This is a genomic window from Leucobacter komagatae, assembly GCF_000834055.1.
Taxonomy (GTDB): domain Bacteria; phylum Actinomycetota; class Actinomycetes; order Actinomycetales; family Microbacteriaceae; genus Leucobacter; species Leucobacter komagatae_A.
In genome coordinates this window covers 207,758-228,839 of sequence record NZ_JXSQ01000001.1, presented here as the reverse complement: position 1 = coordinate 228,839, position 21,082 = coordinate 207,758, and the positions used below count along the sequence as shown (strand labels likewise).

Annotated in this window: 20 protein-coding genes; 9 read left to right on the top strand and 11 right to left on the bottom strand. The window is 66.5% G+C overall.

Annotation, left to right across the window (positions count from 1 at the left end; translation table 11 throughout):
* Positions 1–227: 227 nt before the first annotated feature.
* From SD72_RS01005 to SD72_RS00990, 5 genes are all read right to left on the bottom strand, one after another.
* A complete protein-coding gene (locus SD72_RS01005; RefSeq protein WP_042542547.1) occupies positions 228–692 on the bottom strand; it encodes a hypothetical protein in 465 nt (154 codons plus the stop codon).
* 121 nt (positions 693–813) lie between these two features.
* Entirely contained in the window at positions 814–939 is a 126-nt protein-coding gene (locus SD72_RS18430; RefSeq protein WP_255498837.1) for a hypothetical protein, read from the bottom strand.
* A gap of 50 nt (positions 940–989) precedes the next feature.
* On the bottom strand, positions 990–2,867 hold the full coding sequence (locus tag SD72_RS01000) for a DNA primase family protein (protein ID WP_084766655.1): 1,878 nt from the start codon (positions 2,865–2,867) through the stop codon (positions 990–992).
* Positions 2,867–3,202 carry a hypothetical protein gene (locus SD72_RS00995; RefSeq protein ID WP_042542546.1) on the bottom strand — a complete coding sequence of 112 codons (336 nt, stop codon included), beginning with the start codon at positions 3,200–3,202 and terminating at the stop codon, positions 2,867–2,869. The genes SD72_RS01000 and SD72_RS00995 overlap by 1 nt, the downstream gene beginning before the upstream one ends.
* 330 nt (positions 3,203–3,532) lie before the next feature.
* On the bottom strand, positions 3,533–4,996 hold the full coding sequence (locus SD72_RS00990) for a recombinase family protein (RefSeq protein ID WP_042542545.1): 1,464 nt from the start codon (positions 4,994–4,996) through the stop codon (positions 3,533–3,535).
* 40 nt (positions 4,997–5,036) lie between these two features.
* On the opposite strand from SD72_RS00990, the gene SD72_RS18555 reads away from it, so the two are divergent.
* The 3 genes from SD72_RS18555 (at position 5,037) to SD72_RS00980 (ending at position 7,501) form a co-directional block, all read left to right on the top strand.
* A complete protein-coding gene (locus tag SD72_RS18555) occupies positions 5,037–5,117 on the top strand; it encodes a hypothetical protein (protein ID WP_332307486.1) in 81 nt (26 codons plus the stop codon).
* Complete coding sequence (dprA, locus tag SD72_RS00985; RefSeq protein WP_052492361.1) at positions 5,114–6,442, top strand: DNA-processing protein DprA; 1,329 nt, start codon at positions 5,114–5,116, stop codon at positions 6,440–6,442. The genes SD72_RS18555 and dprA overlap by 4 nt, the downstream gene beginning before the upstream one ends.
* A 114-nt stretch (positions 6,443–6,556) precedes the next feature.
* Entirely contained in the window at positions 6,557–7,501 is a 945-nt protein-coding gene (locus SD72_RS00980) for a tyrosine recombinase XerC (RefSeq protein ID WP_042542544.1), read from the top strand.
* 64 nt (positions 7,502–7,565) lie between these two features.
* Here SD72_RS00980 and SD72_RS00975 read toward each other — a convergent pair whose 3' ends face one another.
* The gene (locus SD72_RS00975) at positions 7,566–7,997 is read right to left on the bottom strand and encodes a nuclear transport factor 2 family protein (protein WP_198141812.1); all 432 of its coding nucleotides are present in this window, start codon (positions 7,995–7,997) and stop codon (positions 7,566–7,568) included.
* Between the two features lie 192 nt (positions 7,998–8,189).
* Here SD72_RS00975 and SD72_RS00970 point away from each other — a divergent pair, with 192 nt between their 5' ends.
* Positions 8,190–8,813 carry a TetR/AcrR family transcriptional regulator gene (locus SD72_RS00970; protein WP_042542543.1) on the top strand — a complete coding sequence of 208 codons (624 nt, stop codon included), beginning with the start codon at positions 8,190–8,192 and terminating at the stop codon, positions 8,811–8,813.
* Here the strand turns inward: SD72_RS00970 and SD72_RS17220 are convergent.
* The gene (locus tag SD72_RS17220; RefSeq protein ID WP_084766653.1) at positions 8,774–9,397 is read right to left on the bottom strand and encodes a M23 family metallopeptidase; all 624 of its coding nucleotides are present in this window, start codon (positions 9,395–9,397) and stop codon (positions 8,774–8,776) included. The two genes, SD72_RS00970 and SD72_RS17220, sit on opposite strands and share 40 nt — an antisense overlap.
* Positions 9,398–9,561: 164 nt before the next feature.
* Positions 9,562–9,885 (bottom strand): DUF2469 domain-containing protein, encoded by a 324-nt coding sequence (locus SD72_RS00960; RefSeq protein WP_042542541.1) that lies wholly within the window; start codon positions 9,883–9,885, stop codon positions 9,562–9,564.
* Positions 9,886–9,971: 86 nt separating this feature from the next.
* On the opposite strand from SD72_RS00960, the gene SD72_RS00955 reads away from it, so the two are divergent.
* The 4 genes from SD72_RS00955 to SD72_RS00940 are packed head-to-tail and all read left to right on the top strand — an operon-like array spanning position 9,972 to position 17,095.
* Positions 9,972–10,628: a hypothetical protein gene (locus SD72_RS00955; RefSeq protein ID WP_052492383.1), complete on the top strand. Its 657-nt coding sequence runs from the start codon at positions 9,972–9,974 to the stop codon at positions 10,626–10,628.
* Between the two features lie 3 nt (positions 10,629–10,631).
* Entirely contained in the window at positions 10,632–12,119 is a 1,488-nt protein-coding gene (locus SD72_RS00950; RefSeq protein ID WP_157000394.1) for a DNA polymerase Y family protein, read from the top strand.
* A complete protein-coding gene (locus tag SD72_RS00945) occupies positions 12,112–15,759 on the top strand; it encodes a PHP domain-containing protein (RefSeq protein ID WP_042542539.1) in 3,648 nt (1,215 codons plus the stop codon). Before SD72_RS00950 ends, SD72_RS00945 begins: the two co-directional genes overlap by 8 nt.
* Before the next feature lie 13 nt (positions 15,760–15,772).
* Complete coding sequence (locus SD72_RS00940) at positions 15,773–17,095, top strand: nicotinate phosphoribosyltransferase (RefSeq protein WP_084766652.1); 1,323 nt, start codon at positions 15,773–15,775, stop codon at positions 17,093–17,095.
* Positions 17,096–17,258: 163 nt separating this feature from the next.
* Here the strand turns inward: SD72_RS00940 and SD72_RS00935 are convergent, their stop codons facing one another.
* Genes SD72_RS00935 through SD72_RS00925 form a run of 3 tightly spaced genes read right to left on the bottom strand, consistent with a single transcriptional unit; the run spans position 17,259 to position 19,939 of the window.
* Positions 17,259–17,531: a DUF3039 domain-containing protein gene (locus SD72_RS00935; RefSeq protein ID WP_042542537.1), complete on the bottom strand. Its 273-nt coding sequence runs from the start codon at positions 17,529–17,531 to the stop codon at positions 17,259–17,261.
* Positions 17,532–17,576: 45 nt separating this feature from the next.
* Positions 17,577–19,148, bottom strand: a complete 1,572-nt coding sequence (locus SD72_RS00930; RefSeq protein WP_042542536.1) for a hypothetical protein — start codon at positions 19,146–19,148, stop codon at positions 17,577–17,579.
* Positions 19,118–19,939 carry an ABC transporter ATP-binding protein gene (locus SD72_RS00925; protein WP_332307485.1) on the bottom strand — a complete coding sequence of 274 codons (822 nt, stop codon included), beginning with the start codon at positions 19,937–19,939 and terminating at the stop codon, positions 19,118–19,120. Before SD72_RS00925 ends, SD72_RS00930 begins: the two co-directional genes overlap by 31 nt.
* A gap of 351 nt (positions 19,940–20,290) precedes the next feature.
* On the opposite strand from SD72_RS00925, the gene SD72_RS00920 reads away from it, so the two are divergent.
* Positions 20,291–21,082 (top strand): ABC transporter permease, encoded by a 792-nt coding sequence (locus tag SD72_RS00920; protein WP_042542535.1) that lies wholly within the window; start codon positions 20,291–20,293, stop codon positions 21,080–21,082.

Below are 21,082 nucleotides of genomic sequence, written 5' to 3'. Positions count from 1 at the left end.
TCGGTCGCTGTGCTCCCTCGCCCCTGCGGAGCCCCACTGGGGCTCCTGGGGTACTCCTGCCCTCCGCGCAGCCGGGCTCGCCCCGCCGGCCTCCTCGCTGCGCTCGTCGACCGGACGGCACAAGGTTATCCACAGCTGGCGCTGTGATGCTCCGCTGCCGTCAGCAAAACACGAAGAGGCTCTGCGCGTCACATAAACGCACAGAGCCTCAACACGAGTAGCGAGTGCTACTTCGGAGTCACGTCCCAAGGCGACGGCACCGAATCAGGACTCACCGGCCTGCGATCAGCCAACTTTGCCTCACCCAGAAACACGCGCTTAAACAGATCGCGAATTCCAGGCTTCAGCTCGTTCACCCAAGGACCGAGGGTGAGCTGATTATCGCCGTCCTCAGAGTCGCTTGACTCGGCATGCTCCTCCCGCTTCAACCAAGGGTTGATCTTCTCCCAGCTTGCGGCAAGCCTCAGCCAAGCGTGAACTCGAGAATGCTCATTAGCGACCTGCTGCTGCTCCACAAGCAACAGAGTCGCCTCAGCCTGCGCGATAGCCGCATGAGCAGCGGCGGCATCGCACAACTCCTTGTGCCCGTCTGACACCGTGATGCGACCAAGACAACGACGAGCGGCGTCAATGCTCCTACGGACAGCCTCAGCGCCGTCAAGGTGCTTCTGAGGGATGTTGTTCCTAACCATAAGGAACTCCTTTCCTGTATATAGCTTGCGAACGGCCGGTTGGACGGGCGCGGTAGCCGTCGCTCATGGGCGGCTCGGGTGTTTATCAAGACTTGGAATCCGGGGGCAGTCACCCCAGTGCTCAGACCTGCGCGTGCTGCATCATGAGCTGCGCCTCAGAAGGCAAAGTCTCAAGCGCGTCCTCCGCGTAGCTCGCGAGGGAGTTGGCGGCCTCGACGACGTCGAAGTAGCTGTAGGTGTTGCTCATGGTGTTTCTCTCTTTCTCGTGTACTCCGATCTCGTGATCTGTGCCGACGCTCAGCCGCCGGCACCCTCGTCATCCGTGGACGCAGCCTGAGCAGCGGCAGGTACCGCGCGCAAGATGCAGCGATAGCTCGCCTTCGGCTTGTCGAACGCACCGACGGAGAGCGGGTTGTTGCCACTCGCCAGCGTGTTCTTCCACTTGACGAGGTCGTACTCGGCGATCAGCGGCTCTGGCATGGCCATCAGCTTCTTGATGCGCTCCGGGCCCGCCGGGCACTGCCAGTGGGCGGAGCCGTCGAGATGCGACCTGAGGCCCTCCACAAAGTGCTTGAAGCCCTCGGGCCTCTCTCCGGGCTCGACCTCCGCGAACCACGCCTTGTAAAGGTCGTAGAGGAACGCCAGCGGCAGGAGATCCCATGCGAACTGCGGCTCGAACTCCTCCCAGAAGCCGCGCACGGAGTTGTTCGTGTTGAACCAGGACGCCCAGGCCCGTCGGCACACGAGGGGCTCGGACAGCTCGACGTGGTCCATGTGCAGCGCGCGCTTCAGCACGTACCGCAGCACGTCCTCGCGGGCGAGGTACTCGTCCTTGATGTACTTGCGCTCGACCCCGGTGAACGACTTGGTCAGCGGCACCACGAGCGCTCGCCGCATGAACGAGGCGGACTTGTCCTTGACCCTGGGCGCCATCGTGTTCATGCACTGCACCATAAAGCCGTTCCAGTGCAGCATGACGGGGTCCTTGTACTTGCGGTCGACCATTACGGGGTCACCGGTGACAACAGCCTTGAAGTCGTCGAGGTCCTGGGCGAGAGCGCCGACGGCGTTCTCGTCGGTTAGCACGCGAGACGACTTCAAAAGACCCGTGAGAGCGAAGGGCTTGCCGAACCGCGCGAGCGGGATCGACACGTAGGCGCCCCTCCCGACGAGCCCACGCATGAGCTCCAGGACCGAGCCCTTGCCCCCGTTGCCGTTCGGCCCCACGAAGTACGGCACCCTGTTCCAGCTCAGGTACGGCCTGAGAACGGCGCTGACGACCTCCCAGAGGAGCTCGGGCACGCCCTCGTCGTCGCTCAGCTCGGCCATCCACTGCTCGACCTCCCAGACGGTGCCGTCGACAGGGTGGGTGATGACAGGGCTCTCGGCATCCGGGTCGTAGTCGACGGCGCACTTCGAGAGGAACACCCAGTCGGGGCTGAACGGAAGCAGCTCCATCCGCGCGGTGTCGAAGACGCCGTTGCGGACGGGGACCAGGTGCGGCTCCTGCGTGGGGACGGCGACCGGGGCCATGCTTGCGAGCCGCTTGAACGCGGACTCGATCGCGTTCTGCTTCATCGAGGGCACGAGCCCGGCAATGAGCCTCTGGATCGCCTCGTCGTCCTCCACATAGAGGCCGGCGTGGTCGCCGAGCTCGTGGTACATGGCGACGAACCTGGAGGCGGCGCTGTCGCCGCCGCGGGTGAAGTCGAGGCGCACGATGCGGTGGCGGGCGAGCACGACGGTCACCGCGGTGGCCTCGTCCAGCGCGTCGAGGGTCGAGATCGCGGGGGCGTTGGCCACGGCCTTGTGGCGCAGGCGCGACTCCGCGGCGATCGCGTTGTTGATGTGGCGGAGCAGCCCGTCACGGATCTCCGCGAGGGTCAGCGCCGGGTTCGCCGCGATCATCGAGAGGTACTCGCCGGTGGCGTCGGACACGATGGTGTCCTTCGACGTCGGGCGGAAGCTCGGATCGTGGAGCCTGTGCTGCCTCTTGCGCACTGGCACGCTGCCGGATGTGCTCGTAGACGAGTCGTCCACGGGATCCTCGTCTGGCAGGAACGCGGACGTTCCTGTAGTATTGATCTCAGCGCCGCCAAACGCTTCGGAAGTCCCTCGACCCAGGTCGGGGGCTTCTTCTTTTGGCGGCGGCGCCTGGTCCGTATCGGGTGCCATCAGCGAGCACCCCCGTCCAAGATCGAGCCGAGGCGCGCGAGCTGCGCGGCGCTCAGCCGGGGGGCCTTGGCGACGACCTCGTCGACGGCGGCGTCGAGCGCCGCCTCCGCGGCGGCCGGGCCGACGGGCTCCGGCCGCGCCCCGAGGACGCGGTCGAGGTCGGCGGGGTCGAAGACGTTCCTGCGCTTCCCGTCACGGATGATCTTGACGCGCGGCAGCTCGCCGGAGGCGATGCGGCGGCGGATCGTCGCCATCGTGCCGTAGCCCAGGGCGATCGCCTGGTGGATGTCGAGGTAGTGGCTGTGTCGCTCAGCGATGGTTGCGGGGTTCCCCACGGCGGCTCTCCTTCGGAGAACACGACGAACCAGGGCACCGGCGTAGTTGGTGCTGCCTGGTTCGGCCGTCTGCCGACGGACGGGGCTGCCCGTGTCGCTGTCACGACAGGGGGTTGTGGTTCTGCTTCGTGCTGGTGCCGAGGTGTGAGGAGATGCTGAGGTTGAGTCTGTGGGACGCTTCGTTCAGCCGGGAGCCCGCGTCACTCTCTCCCGACCGCACGCCTGCCTGGGCAGCACGTGGTGCATGTTCGTTCAGCCACTATTGAATTGTCGGTGCGCATATCTTACGCACTCACAAATATATCATATGATCGCAAATCGGCGCGCAGGTTATTTCGCCTCGACCCACTCGATGCCGACCGTGTCCGGCCTGAACGTGCGCACGCCGCGGCCCACCGGGTGGAGGGTCACCGTGAGCAGCTCCCGCACAACCTCGCGCTGGCGCTCGACGCTGAGGGCCTCCCACACGGCGCGCACGGCCGCCTCGCGCGACTGGGCAGTGTCGCCGCCGAGCCCGACCAGCTCGCCGAGCAGCTCGACCCGGCCCGCGTCCGACAGCTCCGCCTGGATGGCGGCGAGCTGGTCCTTGATGCCCTTCGACGCGATGCCGAGCTGCGACGCGGTCAGGGCCGAGTCGGGCTTCGCGAACTCGGCGGCGAGCGCGTCGAGCCGCTCCCGCAGGCGGCGCTCCTCGGCACGCAGCTTGCGGGCGTCGATGGACTTCGAGGGGCTCAGCAGGCGGATGGCGTCCTTCCTGGCCAGGCGTCGCACCACGATGCGCGTCACGAAGTCCTCGACGGGCTCGGCCATGCGAGAGAAGTGCCCCGTGCTGCCAGAGCACCGGTACCCGCGCACGCCCCGGCGCGCGCTGCCGCCGGCGTGCGCCGTCGCGCCGCAGACGCCGCACAGCGCGACCCCGGTGAGAAGCCCCACAGGGTTGCGACCGGGCCTGCGCCGCCCCGGGTCCAGCAGTATCGACTGCACCTGCTCAAAGAGGTCGGCGTCGTCGCCCTGCAGGATCGGCTCCCACTGGGCCGGCGCGCTCTGCACCTCGCCGAGGTAGACGAGCTGCCCGATGTTGCGGCGGTTCAGCATCACGTCGCGGACGCCGCTGCGGGTCCAAGCGGAGGGCGAGGGAGTCTTCCCGGCCTCCTTCTCGGTCTTGCTCAGGCGCTTGCTCTGGCCGGTCGTGAAGCCCGCGTCGTTCCAGGCCCGTGCCACGGCGCCGAGGGACTCGCCCCTGGCGATCATACGGTACCCCAGCACGATCGCGTCGGCCTCGGCCTGGCGCACCGTCACACCGTCCTTCTCGTAGCCGAAGGGCCTGCGGCCCCCGACGCGCAGCCCCTTCGCCGCGCGCTGCTCGTTCGCGCGCTTCTGGCGCTCGGACTTCCGGCGCACCTCGAACCGGGCCACGGCCGCCAGCATCGTCGCCCGCAGCTCGCCGTCGGCGCTGGTCAGGTCGATCTCGCCGTCGACGGTGAGCACGCGCACGCCGGTGCGCATCAGGTCGGCGAGGTCGGTGATCGAGCGCAGCAGCCGGTCCACGTCCACGGCGATCACCACGTCGATCCGATTCGCAGCCGCGTCGTCGAGCAGCTGCGCCCACTTCGCGGTGCCGCGGCCCTTGCTCGCGCTGGTCGCGTTGTCCTCGTAAGTCGCCACGACGACGTACTCGCGGGCCTTCGCCATCATGCGGGTCTTCTTTCGCTGGCGCTCGATGCCGTCCTTCTCGTCGACGCTCTGCCGCCAGTACAGGCCGGCCTTCGCTCCCGCCTTCAGTGCTCCGCTCATGCACCTATGTTATTTCATTGTCCTGTGAGTCGCATGGACCATCGCAGACCTCGCCGGGCGCCCAAGCCCCGGGCGAAGTGAGGTCGCCCAGGCACTCACGCTGAGAGGAAGCTCGACATGAACGATCACACATCATCCCCATCCGCTGACATGCCCGAGGGCCTGGGCGCGACGGGAGACAAGCGCGAACGCACGATCCGCCCCGACAAGGAAACACGCGGCCTGCTCTCCGAACTCCACGGCGAAGATTCCGTCTCGGAGGACGCGCTTGCCGTTCTCCTCGCGAGAGCCGTCTGGTCACGCCTCGCTGAGCCAGGGGATGCAGCAGCTGGCCTCCTCATCGGCACGCTCGGACCGCTCCGCGCGCTTGACCTCATTGGGGAACCCCATGCAACCAAAGCGTCGGGGAGGGCCCTCAGCGCAGCACCAGATACCGCCGGGTCCCTCTCAGCGACGCAGCTGAGTGCCGGGCTGAAACGATGGCGTCCGAGACTCGATCGGGCGGCTACCGTCCGCGATCTGCGTTCGGCTGTTGCCACGGAGATGACCCTACTGACGCCGGAGTCATCGCTGTGGCCAGCTCAGTTCGATGATCTCGGCAGGCACGCACCGCTCGCGCTATGGGTTCGCGGGAAAGCGGATACTCTCGCTTCCCCATCGCTCGCCGTCGTCGGCGCGCGAGCGTGCACCGGCTACGGCAGTCACGTCACTGCCGACCTCACGGCCGAGGCTGGCGCTGCTGGCTTCAGCATTGTCTCGGGAGCGGCATACGGGATCGACGCGGTCGCCCACCGCACAGCGCTTGCGACGGGTACGACAACCATCGCGGTACTCGCGGGCGGAGCAGACCGGGCGTATCCCGTCTCACACGACCAAATGCTTGCCACGATCGCAGTTGAAGGCGCGATCTGTTCCGAGCTTGTGCCAGGCGCAGCCCCCACTCGATGGCGTTTTTTGCAACGCAACCGAATCATTGCCTCGCTCTCCAAGGCTGTCCTGGTGACCGAGGCAGGAACCCGCTCTGGCACGCTCAACACCGCCGGTCACGCTGCTGAACTGGGGCGTTCGCTCGGAGCAGTGCCTGGACCGGTGACGTCCGGCGCCTCGGCAGGGTGTCACCGCCTCATCCGTGAGTACGGGGCGACGCTCGTGACGAACGGGGCTGAGCTGCGCGAGTTGCTCGGTGTTGAGACACCCGATCCGCTTCTCAGCGCCGATGACCAGCAGTACGACCCGACGGGCCGATCGCCGTCGCTGCATTTGCGCATCCTCGACGCGCTCCCGCTGCAGGGCAGCCGTTCCGCAGCAGATGTCTCAGTCCGGGCGGGCGTGTCTGTAGAAGATGCGACGGAGACGCTCGCCGAGCTTGAGCTCCTCAAATATGTGCGCCGGGATGAGACAGCGGACGATGAGGCGGTGCGGTGGTTGCTCTTGCGGCGCGAATGATTCCACGTGAAGCCGTGACTGTGAGCCGCATACGCAGCTCGTAGCCAGCCGGGAAAAGCACGAACCACCGCGCTCAGACACCCTGTATTTCACTTCTTCGACCAAGATGGGGGCATGAAGCTCAGCGAGGCCGTGTCCACGTTCCTCGATGCCGCACGTCTCGAGTTCGGCTACTCCGAGCACACGATCCGCTCATACCGGCGCGACCTCACCAACTTCACGGGTTTTGCTGAGGAGCAGGGGCACCCCAACCTCGCGGACGCCGACCTCGAGCTCATGCGTTCCTGGCTGTGGGAGCGACAGCAACGCAAGCTCGCGCCCGCGACGATTGCCAGGAACGTCGCAACGCTGAAGTCGTTTGGGTCATGGCTTGAGTCGCGCAGCATGGTTCCCGGTAACCCTGCCTCACGCCTGCGTACGCCTCGCGTCCCGAAGGCGCTCCCCCGGGTCCTCTCCCAGGAGCAGATGGCACGCGTGCTCGATCGGGTCGCCGAACGTGCCGCGACGGGCGACCCCGAACACATCCGTGACCTCGCGGTCCTCGAGCTGCTGTACTCCTCAGCGCTACGCGTCTCCGAACTCACCTCACTAGAACTCGCCGGCTTTGACCGGCGAGAGCGCAGCGTCCGCGTTGTCGGCAAGGGCAACAAGGAGCGCGTCGTGCCCCTTGGGGCGCCTGCCGGCCGCGCACTCGAACGCTACCTGTCTGGGGCACGCGATGCCTTGCTTGCGCGTCAGGAAACAGAGGAGCAGGCTGGGCTGCCCCGGCCGCCAGCGACAGGAAAGCTATTCATCGGCAACCGCAACGGGGTGCCCCTGAACACGGGTGCCGTGTACCGGCTCGTCGCTCGCGAACTTGAGCAAGAACCCGGCGGGGGCCCCAGCGGCCCGCACACCTTCAGGCACACCGCGGCGACGCACCTGCTCGACGGCGGCGCCGACCTCCGCGTCGTCCAGGAAATGCTCGGCCACGCGAGCCTCTCAAGCACGCAGGTGTACACGCACGTCTCGATGGAGCGGCTCGCCGCGACCTACAAGCAGGCGCACCCCCGAGCGTGACGGCTGCTGGGTGAGCACACCCCTGCGGATACGCGAGCTCTCCAGCTACAGCGTGCGCAACCCGCTATGCGGTTGGCCCACCGGGCACACTGATGGCCGTTGCCTGGGACCACACAGCCTGCCAACCGTCAGCGCCGAGCTCGTATGAGTCCGTGTGCCAATACTGTGTTCGGGCAACACGGTGTCCCCCGAAAGCGACTTCCAGGTCAGCACGATAGCGAATGATCGCCGCGCTCCCCGCGAAACGCACTGCGATCTCCCCCGCCTCCCACAACAGGTAGTCAATGTGCCCCGAGGCGACCGCTCCCAGATATTCAGTCTTGTCAAGCAGCGCACCAATCGGGGTGATGAGCTGAAACGACTCCGAGTGCAAGCTCGCCGCCGTGTCCATGTCAGCTGCCACGAGCGAGCGAAGTCGAGCACGCTCTGCTGCGCGGATATCGTCAGCCAAGCGGGCGCTCTCGGCAGTAGTCGCGCCGTCCGGTTGTGTGTTCACGTGTGAGCTCCATTCGAATGAGTTCGGCCGGCAATGTGCACGACCGCTGCGGGATGCGCGACATCGACCCGCCTCGCCCACACGGCCGTGCGAAAAGGTGGGGCGATACGCCTCGAGGGGCGAGACAAACGCGTCGCCGCGGGCCCGATGGATCATATTGACACTTTATGACTAAAGTGTCAATATTGAGTCGTGAGGAACTTAGAGTCGAAGTCAGAGCGCATTCTTGACGCGGCACTCCCCGTCTTCTGCCAGTACGGTTACCGGAAGACCTCAATGCAAGACATCGCGTCAGCAGCGGGAATGTCTCGGGCCGCTCTCTACCTCTTGTTCTCGAACAAAGAGGACATATTCCGCGCCGGATCGATCCGCGCACACCAACAATCGATGGCCGCCGTTGACGCAGCACTCGTCGCCCCCGCTGGCACATTCGAACGAATCCACGCAGCACTACAGGCGTTCTCCTCAGGACTCATGGCAGAAATCGCGGCCAGCCCCCACGGCTCAGAGCTCTTCGACGCCAGCATCGAGCTCGTTGGTGATGTCGTGAAACAGGCGAGGGAAGACCTAACCGCCAGGCTAGCCGACACGCTGCGGGACGCCGAGTCCAGGGGCGAGATCAGCCTGCCCCTCGCAGACACCACCCCAGAACACGTCGCCACACTCCTCCTCGCAACGCTCGACGGCATGAAGCACGTTTCAGGCTCAGCTGGCATCACCGTTGCTGATGGCATTGGCCTTCAGCTCCGACTCCTCGGGCTATCTCCCGACACTGCTCAGCCCGACCCCAACGGCAACAACACCGGCCGCGCGTAAAAGTACTGCAGTGGGTTCACATACTCATCGTCGACACGGACCCCGAGATGCAGGCACTCCGCAAGACAGTGGCCACCCTGAGCAACCTCACCAATCGACTGCCCCCTGACAACCTCGTCGCCCTCCGCGAGTCCCCCCGCTGGTTGCTCGACGGGCTCGAACGACACGACCGTACGCGAATTCACTCGAACTGAAAGCACGTAACGGTCGGCGACTTTCCCAACGAAGCTCACGGTTCCGGCGACGGGCGCATCGACCGGGTCACCGGGAGCAGCCGGCAGATCGATCCCCCTGTGCCCAGACGCGTACGGCGTCGGCGGAGGCCGGTACGGGCCAGATACCCGCAGCGGCGCTCCGAGCGGGGGCCGCCAGAATTCACTGTCACGACTCGGCGCTGCGTGGGGAGCCGGCGCAGCTAGCACAGCTGGCACAGCTGGCACAGCTAGCTCAACGGAGTTGCCTTGGCCAGTGCCGCTGGCGGGGGCAGCAGATAGGGCGGCAGCTGCCCAAAACGTCAGGACTACTGCGAGGGCGCGTTGGAACGAGCGACCCCTGGGCGGCGAGTACGAGGGTGATGGTGCCATCACCCCAGTCTGCGACGCTGCGCATTGCGCCTCGGGAAGACGGTGCGCGGTGTGGGAAGTTAGGCTCTCCCGCGCCACGCATTCGGGGTGTGGAGAACGCTCAGGGCCCGTGTGGGCTCCCCGAGCCCGTCAGGCCACGGTCACCCAGCGTGCAGCCGCATTGCCTACTCGTCGATCGAGAGTTCCTGCGGCAGCTTAAACTCGCGGGCAGACAGCTCCTCGACGTTCACGTCCTTGAACGTGAGCACGCGCACGGACTTCACGAACCGGTCGGAGCGGTACACGTCCCACACCCACACGTCGCTCATCGTGAGCTCGAAGTAGAAGTCATTTCCGGCGTCATTGCGCTTCAGATCCACCTCGTTGGCGAGGTAGAACCGGCGCTCGGTCTCGACTACGTAGCGGAACTGACTCGCGATATCGCGATATTCGCGAAACAGCGCCAGCTCGGCTTCGCGTTCGTAATCCTCAAGATCGTCCTCATTCATCACCCCCATCCTATGCCGCTTCGCCGACACGCGGGCACCACCGTGTCCAGCTTGACGTATTCGAACATATGTTCGAACATGGTCGCATGAGTTCCGCCGCTTCGATTCCCGACCTGCGGCAGCGCATCACCGAGATGCAGCCGCTGCGGATCGACGAGCGCGCCCTCCCAACAGCTCCGGGGCTCGGTGCACTGTTGCCCGGGGGTGCGCTTCGCGCTGGCTCAGCGTATTCGGTTCAGGGCTCATGGCAATTGGCGCTCGCTTTTCTTGCCGAGGCGTCGAGGGGCGGCGCGTGGTGCGGGGTGCTCGGGTGCCCCGCGTTTGGTGCGGAGGCGGCCGTGTCGCTCGGCATCGCGCTCGATAGGTGTGTGCTCATCCCCGAGCCTGGAAGGCACGCGCTCACGCTCGCAGGCACGCTCAGCGAGACGCTCTCGGTCGTCGTCGCGCGTTTCGACACCAGGGTCTCCCCCGCCGACATCGAGCGCCTGGGTGCGCGGCTGCGTGAGCACGGCTCAGCGCTGGTGGTTGTCGGCGAGTGGGCGAAGAGCGAGTCGAGACTCACTGTGGTGTCATCGCGCTGGACCGGTCTCGGAGCAGGTAACGGGGCGCTCGCCACACGCGAGCTTACGGTGCAGTCGGAAGACCGGCGCGGCACGAAGCGACATTCGGTCCGCTTTGAGCGCGGCTGCCTCACGGTGGATCGCCGCCAGACAGCACCCGTCCGCACGCTGAGGGCGGTGTGAGTGATGCCACCGCAACGCGTCATTGCTCTCCACCTCGTCGAGTGGCCACGCGAACGCACGGCCGGCGACGCACGGGGCGGGAACGCCCGGCGGGGCGGCGCGGCCCAGAATCCCGATGAGCAGGAACCGCCGGATTTCGCCCCGGTGTTCGCAAAACTCACCGAGCTCGTGCCAGAGATCGAGAGGATTCGTCCCGGGCTCGTCGCGATGCGGGCGCGCGGGCCTGCGCGCTACTACGGCGGCGAGCGCGAGGTTGCGGACGCGTTACTCGACTTTGCGCTCGCTGAGGGGCTCGGTGTCGCGCGCGTCGGGATCGCTGACGGCCGGTTCGCCGCTGAGCAGGCGGCGAGCGCAGCCCCTGCACCCAGTGATGGCGTGCGGATCATTGCGCCTGGTGGATCCGCCGCTTTTCTCAGCAATCTCCCCGTCGCGGTCGGCACGGACGAACGCCTCGCTGAGCTGCTCCCTGGGCTCGGGATCTACACGCTCGGCGCATTTGCCGCGCTCCCGGAGGATGCCGTTCGGGCCCGTTTCGGGCCGGCGGGGGTGCTCGCGCACCGGCACGCGAACGGTGAGGATGCGGAACGCGGGGAGCCGATCCGCGCCCAGCAGGCGGAGCGTGATTTTTCGCTCGGCCTTGATTTCGAGCCCCCGATCGCTGGGACCGAACAGCTCGCGTTCGCGTGCAGCTCACTCGCAGAGCGGTTCATTGGCGCGCTCACCGAGGAACGGCTCGTGTGCACATCGCTGCGAGTAACCCTCACCGACGACATCGGTGTGCGGCACGAACGCGACTGGGCGCACCCACGGTTCTTCTCCCCGCAGGACACACTCGCACGGCTCCGTTGGCAGTCAGAGAGCCTCGTCGCTGGGCTCACTTCCGGGGGCGGTGAGGAGCGGGCTGGTGCCGGGATCGCTGCGGTGCGGATCGCGCCGGTGTTGACGGACCGCACTGCGTCGCACGAGCCGGGGTTGTGGACCAGCGGACCGGACGAACGTGTCCACCACCACCTCAGCCGCGCGCAGGGGCTCCTGGGGCCTGGCGGTGTCGGCACGGTGTCGCTGGACGGTGGCCGGTTGTTGCTCGAGCGGCAGCGCTTCACGCATTGGGGGTCGGCCCCGCGACGCGAACGCGCTCCTGGGCCGTGGCCTGGTGCGCTCGATACCCCAACGCCGACTCTCGTGTTCGCGCCCCCGCTGCGGGCGCAGCTTCTCGATGCGAGCGGCGCGGTCGTTGGCGTCGACACGGACGAGTTGCTCGCCGCAACACCGCACACGCTGAGGGTTGAGGCGCAGCCCACCCCCGGTGTGGTGCGTGGGTGGTCGAAGCCCTGGCCAATTCGCGAACGTTGGTGGGACGGCAGGCCAGAGCGCTTTCGTGTGCAGGTTGAGCTCGATACGGGCGAGAGCTGGCTGCTGCTTGCTCGAATCCGTGAGGGGGAGCTGGCTGGGGCCGCCGCCAGCTGGTTTGCGGAGGGCCGCTATGACTGAGCCGCAGACAAGCGCCCAGGCCGCTCCGGGGGCGGAAGAGCCCGCGTACGCTGAGCTGCACGCGCACTCCCACTACAGCTTCCTTGACGGGTCTTCCTCCCCCGAGCAGCTCGTGACCGAGGCGCGCAGGCTCGGGCTCGCTGGCCTCGCGCTCACCGATCACGACGGGTTCTACGGTGCGCCGCGCTTCGCGGAGGCCGCGCTCTCAGCGCCCGAATTCCTCACCGTGTACGGTGCGGAGCTCACGCTCGGGCTCGACGCACCACAGTTAGGCGCAGCGGATCCTGCAGGCACACACCTCCTCGCACTCGCGAGGGGCGCAACCGGGTACCATCGGCTCGCCGCGGCAATCACCGAGGCACAGCTCGCAGGCGGTGAAAAGGGGCGGCCCGTCTACGACATTGAGGAGCTCGCGGCTGCCGCTGACGGCGACTGGGTGATCCTCACTGGCTGCCGCAAGGGCGCCGTGCGGCGGGCGCTCGAGCGCGACGCGCACGGCGGCGACGCGGCTACGCTGAGCGCTGCGGCATCCGGCTGGCAGGGCGGCGGCCTCCTCGGGTACGGCGCAGCCAGCGCCGAGCTTGACCGTCTCACCGCACTGTTCGGGAAGGACAACGTCTTCGTCGAACTCACACACCACGGGCACCCAGGCGATGACGCACGCAACGAGTTGCTCGCCACGCTCGCGGGCGACGCTGGGCTACCAACGCTCGCAACGGGGGCGATCCACGCCGCGACCAGGCCAGAGACCCGCACCGCGGAGGCGATGTCCGCGATCCGCGCCAGGCGCAGCCTCGCTGAGCTCGATCCGCATCTGCAGGCGAGCGGCGCCTCGTACCTGCGAAGCCCCAAGGCGATGCTCCGCCATTTCGCCAGCTTCCCTGGCGCTGTCGCCCGCACCGTTCCGCTCGCGCGAGAGCTCGCGTTCCCGCTCAGGGAGGCGACACCGCGGCTCCCGAAGCTCGACCTTCCCGCGGGGCACACACAAATGAGCTGGCTGCGCCAGCTCGTATGGGACGGCGCGCGGGAACGCTATGGGGCAGGACCCGAAACATTGGACGGGCCGCGGCGTGAGCGGATCGAGCGCGAGCTCGACGTCATCGAACAGCTCGACTTCCCCGGATACTTCCTCATCGTGCACGACATTGTGCGTGAGGCGCGCGCCCGCGGGATCCTGTGCCAGGGGCGCGGATCCGCCGCAAATTCGGCGGTCTGCTACCTCTTAAAAGTCACCTCGGTCGACTCGATCTTCTACGGGCTGCCGTTTGAGCGGTTCCTGTCGAGCCTGCGCGAGGAGGAACCGGACATCGACGTCGACTTCGACTCGGAGCGGCGCGAGGAAATCATCCAGTACGTCTACGAGAAGTACGGCAGGCGAAACGCGGCGCAGGTCGCGAACGTCATCACGTACCGCCCGAAGGCCGCGATCAGGGATGCAGCGAAGGCGCTTGGCTACAGCCCCGCGGAGCAGCGAGCATGGACGGGCAGCATCAGCCACCACGACGACTTCCCCGAGGCGGCCGGGCCGGCTGGCAGCGGCACCATGCCAGCTGCCTCCGATGCTGCGCAGGGCGGCAGCACGGCGGGCGGGAATGCGCTAGACGCGCATGCGAGCGGTGACGCACTAGGCGCGCATGCGGGCGCAGCGCACGGGCAAGGAGCACCGCCCGAGCCTGCTCCGGTCCATAAGAGCGGGAACGCGCGCGACTCCGGCCGAGCCCGCGCGAAGAGCAGAGGCCGGGCCGGCAAACCAGGCAACACTCCGAGCGACGACCCAGGCTCCCCCTACGCCGCGATCCCCGAGCCAGTGCTGCGGCTCGCCGGCGAACTCAAGGGCGCGCCGAGACACCTCGGGATCCACTCGGGCGGCATGGTGCTCACGGAGCGACCGGTCGGCGAGGTCTGCCCGATTGAGCACGCCCGCATGGACGGCCGCACCGTGCTGCAGTGGGACAAGGACGACTGCGCGGCGATGCGGCTCGTGAAGTTCGACCTGCTCGGCCTCGGCATGCTCAGCGCGATCGACAAGACGCTCCGCATGGTCGCTGCTGCGACGGGCGAAGAGTGGACGTTCGACTCGATCCCGAAGGAGGAAGCCGGGGTCTACGACATGCTCTGCCGCGGCGACGCGATCGGCGTCTTCCAGGTCGAGAGCCGCGCACAGCTCAACACGCTGCCACGGCTCAGGCCGCGCTGCTTCTACGACCTCGTCATCGAGATCGCGCTCATCAGGCCGGGGCCGATCCAGGGCGGCGCGGTGCACCCGTATCTCAGGCGCCGAGCGGGCAAAGAGGAGATCACGTACTCGCACCCGAGCCTCGAGCCAGTGCTCGCGCGGACGCTCGGGATCCCGCTCTTCCAGGAACAGCTCATGCAGATCGCGACGACCGTCGGCGGTTGCACGGGCGAGGACGCTGACCTGCTGCGCCGGTCGATGGGGTCAAAGCGCGGCAAGGAGCGCATGGATTCGCTGCGCGAGAAGATCTTCGCTGGGATGCGCGAGAACGGCATCGAAGGCGAGCAGGCGCAGCTCGTGTACACGCAGCTCGAGTCGTTCGCCGACTTCGGTTTCGCCGAGAGCCACTCGATCAGCTTCGCGCTCATCGTGTACGTGAGCTCTTGGTTGAAGCTGCACTACCCCGCGGTGTTTCTCGCCGGGCTCTTGCAGTCGCAGCCGATGGGCTTCTATTCGGCGCGCAGCCTCGCCGAGGACGCGAAGCGGCACGGTGTTGAGGTGCTGCCACCCGATGTGCAGTTCTCGGCTGTGCACGCGGGAGTCGAGACCAGCGGAGGCAACGCAGCTCACGCGGCTGACCAGCACGCGCACCCGGCTTCGCCAACGGGCATCCCAGCCTGCGCAGCGCGAACGCACCCGCCGGTCGGGCCGTTCGACGAGACGGCGCCTGACACGAGCGGCAAGCATCGCCGTGACGGGCGGTTCGCCGTGCGACTCGGACTTGCCGAGGTGCGCGGTATCGGGGAGCGGGTCGCTGAACGCATCGTCGCCGCACGCGCAGCGGGCCCGTTTGCTGACCTCGCGGACCTTGCGCGGCGCGCGGATCTCGACCGTGAACAGCTTGAGGCGCTCGCATCTTCCGGGGCGTGCACTGGGCTTGGAATGAGCCGGCGCGAAGCGCTCTGGGGCGCGGGACCGGCGTCTGAGAACCGCGACCGTTTTCTCCCGGGCATCGCGGTGCACGTGCAGCCACCACTACTCCCGCTACTCACCGATGCCGAGCAAACCTCGCTTGATCTCTGGACGACGGGCGTTGCGACGGGCACCCACCCGCTCGCGCTCCTCAGGGAACAGCTCGACGCCCGACGCATCGCCCGCTCAGACCTCGCAAGGAACTCCCCCAACGGTTCAACCATCGAAGTCGCGGGACTCGTCACACACCGGCAGCGGCCGGGAACCGCTGCCGGTGTCACCTTCCTCACCCTCGAGGACGAGAGCGGCACGGTCAACATCGTCGTTTGGGCGAAGGTGTGGCAGACACACAGATTCGTCGCCCAGTCCTCCCCAGCGCTCATCGTGCGTGGAGTTGCAGACCGCTCCCCTGAGGGCGTGTTCAACGTCATCGCGCACGGCTTCGAGCCACTTCCTGCGCCGCAGGCTATCGCGTCACGGGACTTCCGTTAGCTATGCTGGCGGGGTGCACACCTCAACTGCTTTGCTCACCGATCACTACGAGCTCACTATGGTCGACGCCGCCCTCAAGGCCGGCACCGCGCACCGCAACAGCGTCTTCGAGCTGTTCGCGCGCAGACTCTCAGGCGCCCGCCGCTACGGCGTCGTCGCGGGAACCGGTCGTCTCCTCGAAGCCATCACGGACTTCCGCTTCGGCGACCAGGAGTTGGAGTTTCTCCGCGCGAACAACGTCGTGAGCGCAGAAACAATCGATTGGCTTGCGAACTACAAGTTCACCGGCGACATCTGGGGCTACCCCGAGGGCGAGGTATTCTTCCCGGGCTCGCCGCTCATCACCGTCGAGGCGAGCTTCGCCGAGGGTGTCATCCTCGAGACCCTCGCCCTGAGCATCATGAACTACGACTCCGCGGTCGCGACCGCGGCCTCGCGGATGGTCTACGCCGCAAACGGGAAGCCGCTCGCGGAGATGGGCTCGCGCCGCACCGGCGAGCGCAGCGCAGTCGCCGCCGCCCGCGCAGCATACGTCGCCGGTTTCAGCGCGACGTCCAACCTCGAAGCTGGTCGCAGTTACGCGATTCCGACGATGGGGACAGCCGCGCACTCGTTCACGCTGCTCCACGACAGCGAGCGTGAAGCGTTCGCTGCCCAGATCGCGGCGTTCGGAGCCGACACGACCCTCCTCGTCGATACGTACGACACGGAGCAGGGCGTGCGCACCGCCGTCGAGGTAGCTGGCACCGGGCTCGGAGCTGTGCGGATCGACTCTGGCGATCTTCCCGTCGTCGTCGTCGAGGTGCGCGAGCTGCTCGATTCGCTCGGGGCAACAAACACGCGGATCACCGTAACGAACGACCTCGACGAGCACACCGTTGCGGCCCTCGCGTCCTCCCCCGTCGACTCCTTCGGCGTCGGCACCTCTGTCGTCGTTGGCTCGGGCAGCCCCACCATGGGCATGGTGTACAAGCTCGTCGCGCGTGAGGACGACAACGGCGACTGGGTGTCTGTTGCGAAGAAGAGCGCTGACAAGGCCTCGGTCGGTGGGCGCAAGAGCGTGCGTCGCCTCACGAATGCCCGCGGCGTTGCACGGGCAGAACTCATCTTCCTCGGCGACGGCCCTGGCGGTGCAGCAGAGGGCGAGGACGTCGCTGAGACGAGCCGCGAGGTGCTCGAGCACCTCGTCATCGGCGGCGAGATCCAGCCCCAATACGTTGGCGCCGACGGCATCGCACTCGCACGCGAGCGGCACCGCGAGTCGATCGCTGAGCTCCCCCGCGTCGCGATGAGCCTCACGCGCGGCGATCCCGCGATCCCTACCGAATACCGGTAGTCGGCTTCGGGCGCAGGCTCGGCCTCGCTACGCCAGCGAGAGCGCGCCCGCGAGTCCGCCAAGCGCGGCCGCCAAGCAGAAAGTCCGTGTCAGTTTGCGCCACAATCCCAGCACTGGGGTGGCGCAAACTGACACGGACTTTCGTGTGTCTGCGGGAGCGGCCCTACTTCTTCATCCGCTCGTAGACCTTCTTGCAGTCGGGGCAGACAGGAAAGCGCTCGGGGTCACGTGACGGAGTCCACTTCTTGCCGCAGAGGGCACGAACAGCCTTGCCAGTGACTGCCGACTCGACAATCTTGTCCTTCGGTACGTAGTGCGAGAAGCGCTCGTGGTCGCCGTCTTCAATGTGCGTGTCCTCGATCAGCTCTTCAAGCTCGCGATCAAGCACATCGAGGCTTCCGCCTGTGTCTGGTTCGTTGCGCGTGAAAATACCCATGCACGCATTCTAACCGTTCCCGCCACCGAGTAGCGGGTGAGTCTCCTAATCGAAGATCTGAGTGACCGCGAGGATCTCGGGACCCTGCTTGTCGAAGATCTTCCCGCCGATTGCAACGCCAGCGAGGAGGACAACGAGACCAAACCCGACTCCGAACACGAGCGCCCAAATGTTTCCGAGGAAGGAGACATCGGCGATCGCCGCGGCCGACACCCACACAGGCGCAACCGAGAGCAGCAGTGCGGCAAGCATCGACAGCGTCTGCGATGCGCCAGAACCAGAGCCAGACCACTGCGGTTGCACGAACGGGCTGTCGCCGGGACGCGTCGCGGGGTAGGGCATGAGCGCAGAGAACACGCTTGCGACGCCCGTCGCGACGCACAGCACGCCAACGTTCAGCCCGATCACGGCGGGGAGCACACGCCAGTCCCCAAGGAACGTCACGGTGATACTCGACCCAATGATCGCCGCGGGGACCCCGAAGAGGATCGCTGGTGCCAGACGCCCCGCACGGTCGGCCCAGCCGCGAATTCCGCTCGCGACATGCTCCCAAATTGCGGTGGAATCCATGGCGATGTCGTTGTGCTGTGACCAGCCAAGCAACAGCATGAAGATCGGAAGCGGCAGCAACGCCGCAAGGTACATGTCAGCGCCAGCTACGAGGAACGCGACAACAATCGCAATCGGAGCGACGGGAAGCGCGACGAGCGCGATCCGGTACCGCGGGTCGCGCTGCCAGTACGTGAGCTGCCGCGCAGCAATCACGGGAGCAGGGCGCGCAGGGAACCGCTCGAACCAGCCGAGGCCGCGCCTGGCGCTGAGGATATCGCGCGGGCGTTCAATCGTGCGCAGGGAGCGGGCAGCGACACCGAACCACGCAAGCAGCAGCACCAATACGGATCCGCCAAGCACCCCAACACGCAACGCCGCAGTGCTCAGGTCACCAGCAGCTGCGTCATTGATCGCGGCAAAGCCAGCGCCAAACGGTGTCCACGCGAGCACGCGCGCCGCGTCAACAAGCACCTGGTTCGTCTCCGACCGCAGGCTCTCAGCAACGACAAACACGAGGAGCGGCAACACAGCGACGAACAGCACGCCGCCCGTCAGCCGGAACCCACCGGCGAAGCGTTCACCGATGACGAGCTGGGACAGCCCGGAGGCGAACCGTGCAGCGACGACGCCAAACAGGGCCGCGAGCACGATCGCAAGCGGCAGTATGCCACCGGCAGCAGCCCACTCGGGGCGAGCAACCCACAGCGCGATCAGCCAGGTAAGGAACACCAAAAACGGCCAGCTCGCGACGGTGGTCAGCAGCATCGACCATGCAACGTTCGCAGGCCGCGCACGGAACAGTGCGAACTGCCGCGGCGCAAGGTTTCTCCTGCTGTCAAACAGCGGAACGAGCAGCGCGAGCGCGAGCACAACCGCTCCAATGGTCACGTCGAGCACATTGCGCAGCGCGCCAGGGTCGGTGAACCAGGAGACAAGGAAGGGCGCAACACCGGCACCGGCGAAGGCGAGGAGCAGCAGAAACGCGACGCGAATTCCGCGGGCATACGAGCCGCGAAAGAGGCCCCCGGCTAGGGCTACTCGGAGTCGGAAGAGCCGTGCAACCACTGGAGCCCCTTCTGCGACTCGTCGACACCGGTGAGCAGGCGGAACCGCTCCTCGAGACTGACGCCGTCACGAACGGCGTCGACTGTCCCCTGCGCGATTACCGAACCATCGACGATGATCACGACGTGGTCGCACACTCGCTGGATGAGCTCAAGACTGTGGCTCGACATGACAACGCTGCCGCCGCCGCCAACATACTTCTCAAGAATGTCGGTGACGTTCGCAGCTGACACCGGATCGATCGCTTCGAACGGCTCGTCGAGCACGAGCACCTCGGGTGCGTGAATCATGGAGCAGGCAAGCGCAATCTTCTTCTGCATACCGGCCGAGTAGTCAGACACGAGCCGGTCAAGCGCGGACTCGAGGCCGAACGCTGCGGCAAGCTCACCGCTTCGCTTCGCAACCTCAGCCTCAGCGACGCCGTGCAGCACCCCCGAGTAGTACAGCAGTTGCGCACCGGTTAACCGGTCGAACAGTCGCAGCCGGTCCGGGAGCGTTCCGATGAGGCGCTTCGCCGCTGCACCGTCGGCCCACACATCAACGTCTCCGATGGCGACGCGACCAGAGCTCGGTCGGAGCAGTCCGCTGATCATCGAGAGCGTTGTGGTCTTGCCTGCGCCGTTCGGGCCGACAACACCGGTGAGCGATCCGCCATGCACGTCGAACGACACCTCGTTCGCAGCGACCGTAGCCCCGTAGACCTTCGTGAGCACCTCGGTGCGCAGCACGACGGGGTTCTGCTCGGCAATGCGGCCGCGCTCGCGCGCACGCACAACCGACGGGGTCGGCACTTCGATTCGGTTGCGCGCAGGAGCATCAGCAACTTCTGTCGGTTCGGGCGTGGCGGTCGTCCGGGTTCGCCGCACGCGCGGCGCGGCGGTGGGTTCGCCGACCGCAGGTGACCCTGCAGGTGGCTCAACAGTGTGCGATTGCTCCCCGCTGACGGGGTCAGACACGCCCGAGGACGGTGTCACTGGCTCGCGGGAGGCGGCATGAGGCGTTTTCGCAGCACCGAATCCCACGTCCGGCAGCGGTTCAGACGGCGATGGCGGGGTTTCTGGCAGCACCCCCCTAACCTACCAAATGTACGGCTGTCCGCGAGCATAGTGCGCAGTCCAGGTGAACCCGGCAAGATAGACCACGTGAATACATCCGAATACGATCATGGGGGCAAGCGCGGATCAGCGTGGTCATCGCTGTGGCTCCTAACGAAACGCGACTTGAAGGTGCGGTATTCGACTTCGGTGCTCGGATACCTCTGGTCGGTGCTCGACCCGCTCCTCATGAGCGTCATCTACTGGTTCGTTTTTACGCAGGTATTTGAGCGCTCCGTTGGTGAGCAGCCGTACATCGTGTTCCTCCTCACCGCTCTGCTCCCGTGGATGTGGATCAACGGTGCGCTCAGCGACGCGACCCGCGCATTCCTCCGTGACGTCCGCCTCGTCCGATCCATCGCGCTCCCCCGGTGGATTTGGGTTGGCAGAATCGTCGCGTCGAAGGGCATCGAGTTTATTCTCAGCTTGCCCGTCCTCGTGCTGTTTGCGGTCTTCGCCGGCGCACCCGTCTCCTGGCAGTTGGTGTTTTTCCCGCTCGGGATCATCCTGCTGGCGATCCTCACACTGGGACTCAGCCTCATCATCGCGCCGCTCGTCGTGTTCTTCCGCGATCTTGAACGCGCGGTAAAGCTGCTGCTGCGCGTCCTGTTTTACGCTTCCCCCATCATCTACGGCGCCGCAGACCTGCCCGAGTTCGCGCAACCCCTCGCGTGGCTGAACCCGCTCTCGGGCATCTTCGCCCTGTTCCGCGGGGGTTTCTTCCCTGACCAGCTCAACTGGGGCCTCGTCGCCTCCTCAGCCGTGATCGCGCTGCTCGCGCTCGCGGTCGGGTCGTGGACATTCCGCCGCTCCATCGGCGGCGTATTGAAGGAAATCTAA

What these genes read in the sequence shown, in the direction of transcription:
- SD72_RS01005 (WP_042542547.1), bottom strand. Translation starts at nt 692, where the DNA reads ATGGTTAGGAACAACATCCCTCAGAAGCACCTTGACGGCGCTGAGGCT.
- SD72_RS18430 (WP_255498837.1), bottom strand. Translation starts at nt 939, where the DNA reads ATGAGCAACACCTACAGCTACTTCGACGTCGTCGAGGCCGCCAACTCC.
- SD72_RS01000 (WP_084766655.1), bottom strand. Translation starts at nt 2,867, where the DNA reads ATGGCACCCGATACGGACCAGGCGCCGCCGCCAAAAGAAGAAGCCCCC.
- SD72_RS00990 (WP_042542545.1), bottom strand. Translation starts at nt 4,996, where the DNA reads ATGAGCGGAGCACTGAAGGCGGGAGCGAAGGCCGGCCTGTACTGGCGG.
- dprA (WP_052492361.1), top strand. Translation starts at nt 5,114, where the DNA reads ATGAACGATCACACATCATCCCCATCCGCTGACATGCCCGAGGGCCTG.
- SD72_RS00980 (WP_042542544.1), top strand. Translation starts at nt 6,557, where the DNA reads ATGAAGCTCAGCGAGGCCGTGTCCACGTTCCTCGATGCCGCACGTCTC.
- SD72_RS17220 (WP_084766653.1), bottom strand. Translation starts at nt 9,397, where the DNA reads ATGGCACCATCACCCTCGTACTCGCCGCCCAGGGGTCGCTCGTTCCAA.
- SD72_RS00960 (WP_042542541.1), bottom strand. Translation starts at nt 9,885, where the DNA reads ATGAATGAGGACGATCTTGAGGATTACGAACGCGAAGCCGAGCTGGCG.
- SD72_RS00955 (WP_052492383.1), top strand. Translation starts at nt 9,972, where the DNA reads ATGAGTTCCGCCGCTTCGATTCCCGACCTGCGGCAGCGCATCACCGAG.
- SD72_RS00950 (WP_157000394.1), top strand. Translation starts at nt 10,632, where the DNA reads ATGCCACCGCAACGCGTCATTGCTCTCCACCTCGTCGAGTGGCCACGC.
- SD72_RS00945 (WP_042542539.1), top strand. Translation starts at nt 12,112, where the DNA reads ATGACTGAGCCGCAGACAAGCGCCCAGGCCGCTCCGGGGGCGGAAGAG.
- SD72_RS00935 (WP_042542537.1), bottom strand. Translation starts at nt 17,531, where the DNA reads ATGGGTATTTTCACGCGCAACGAACCAGACACAGGCGGAAGCCTCGAT.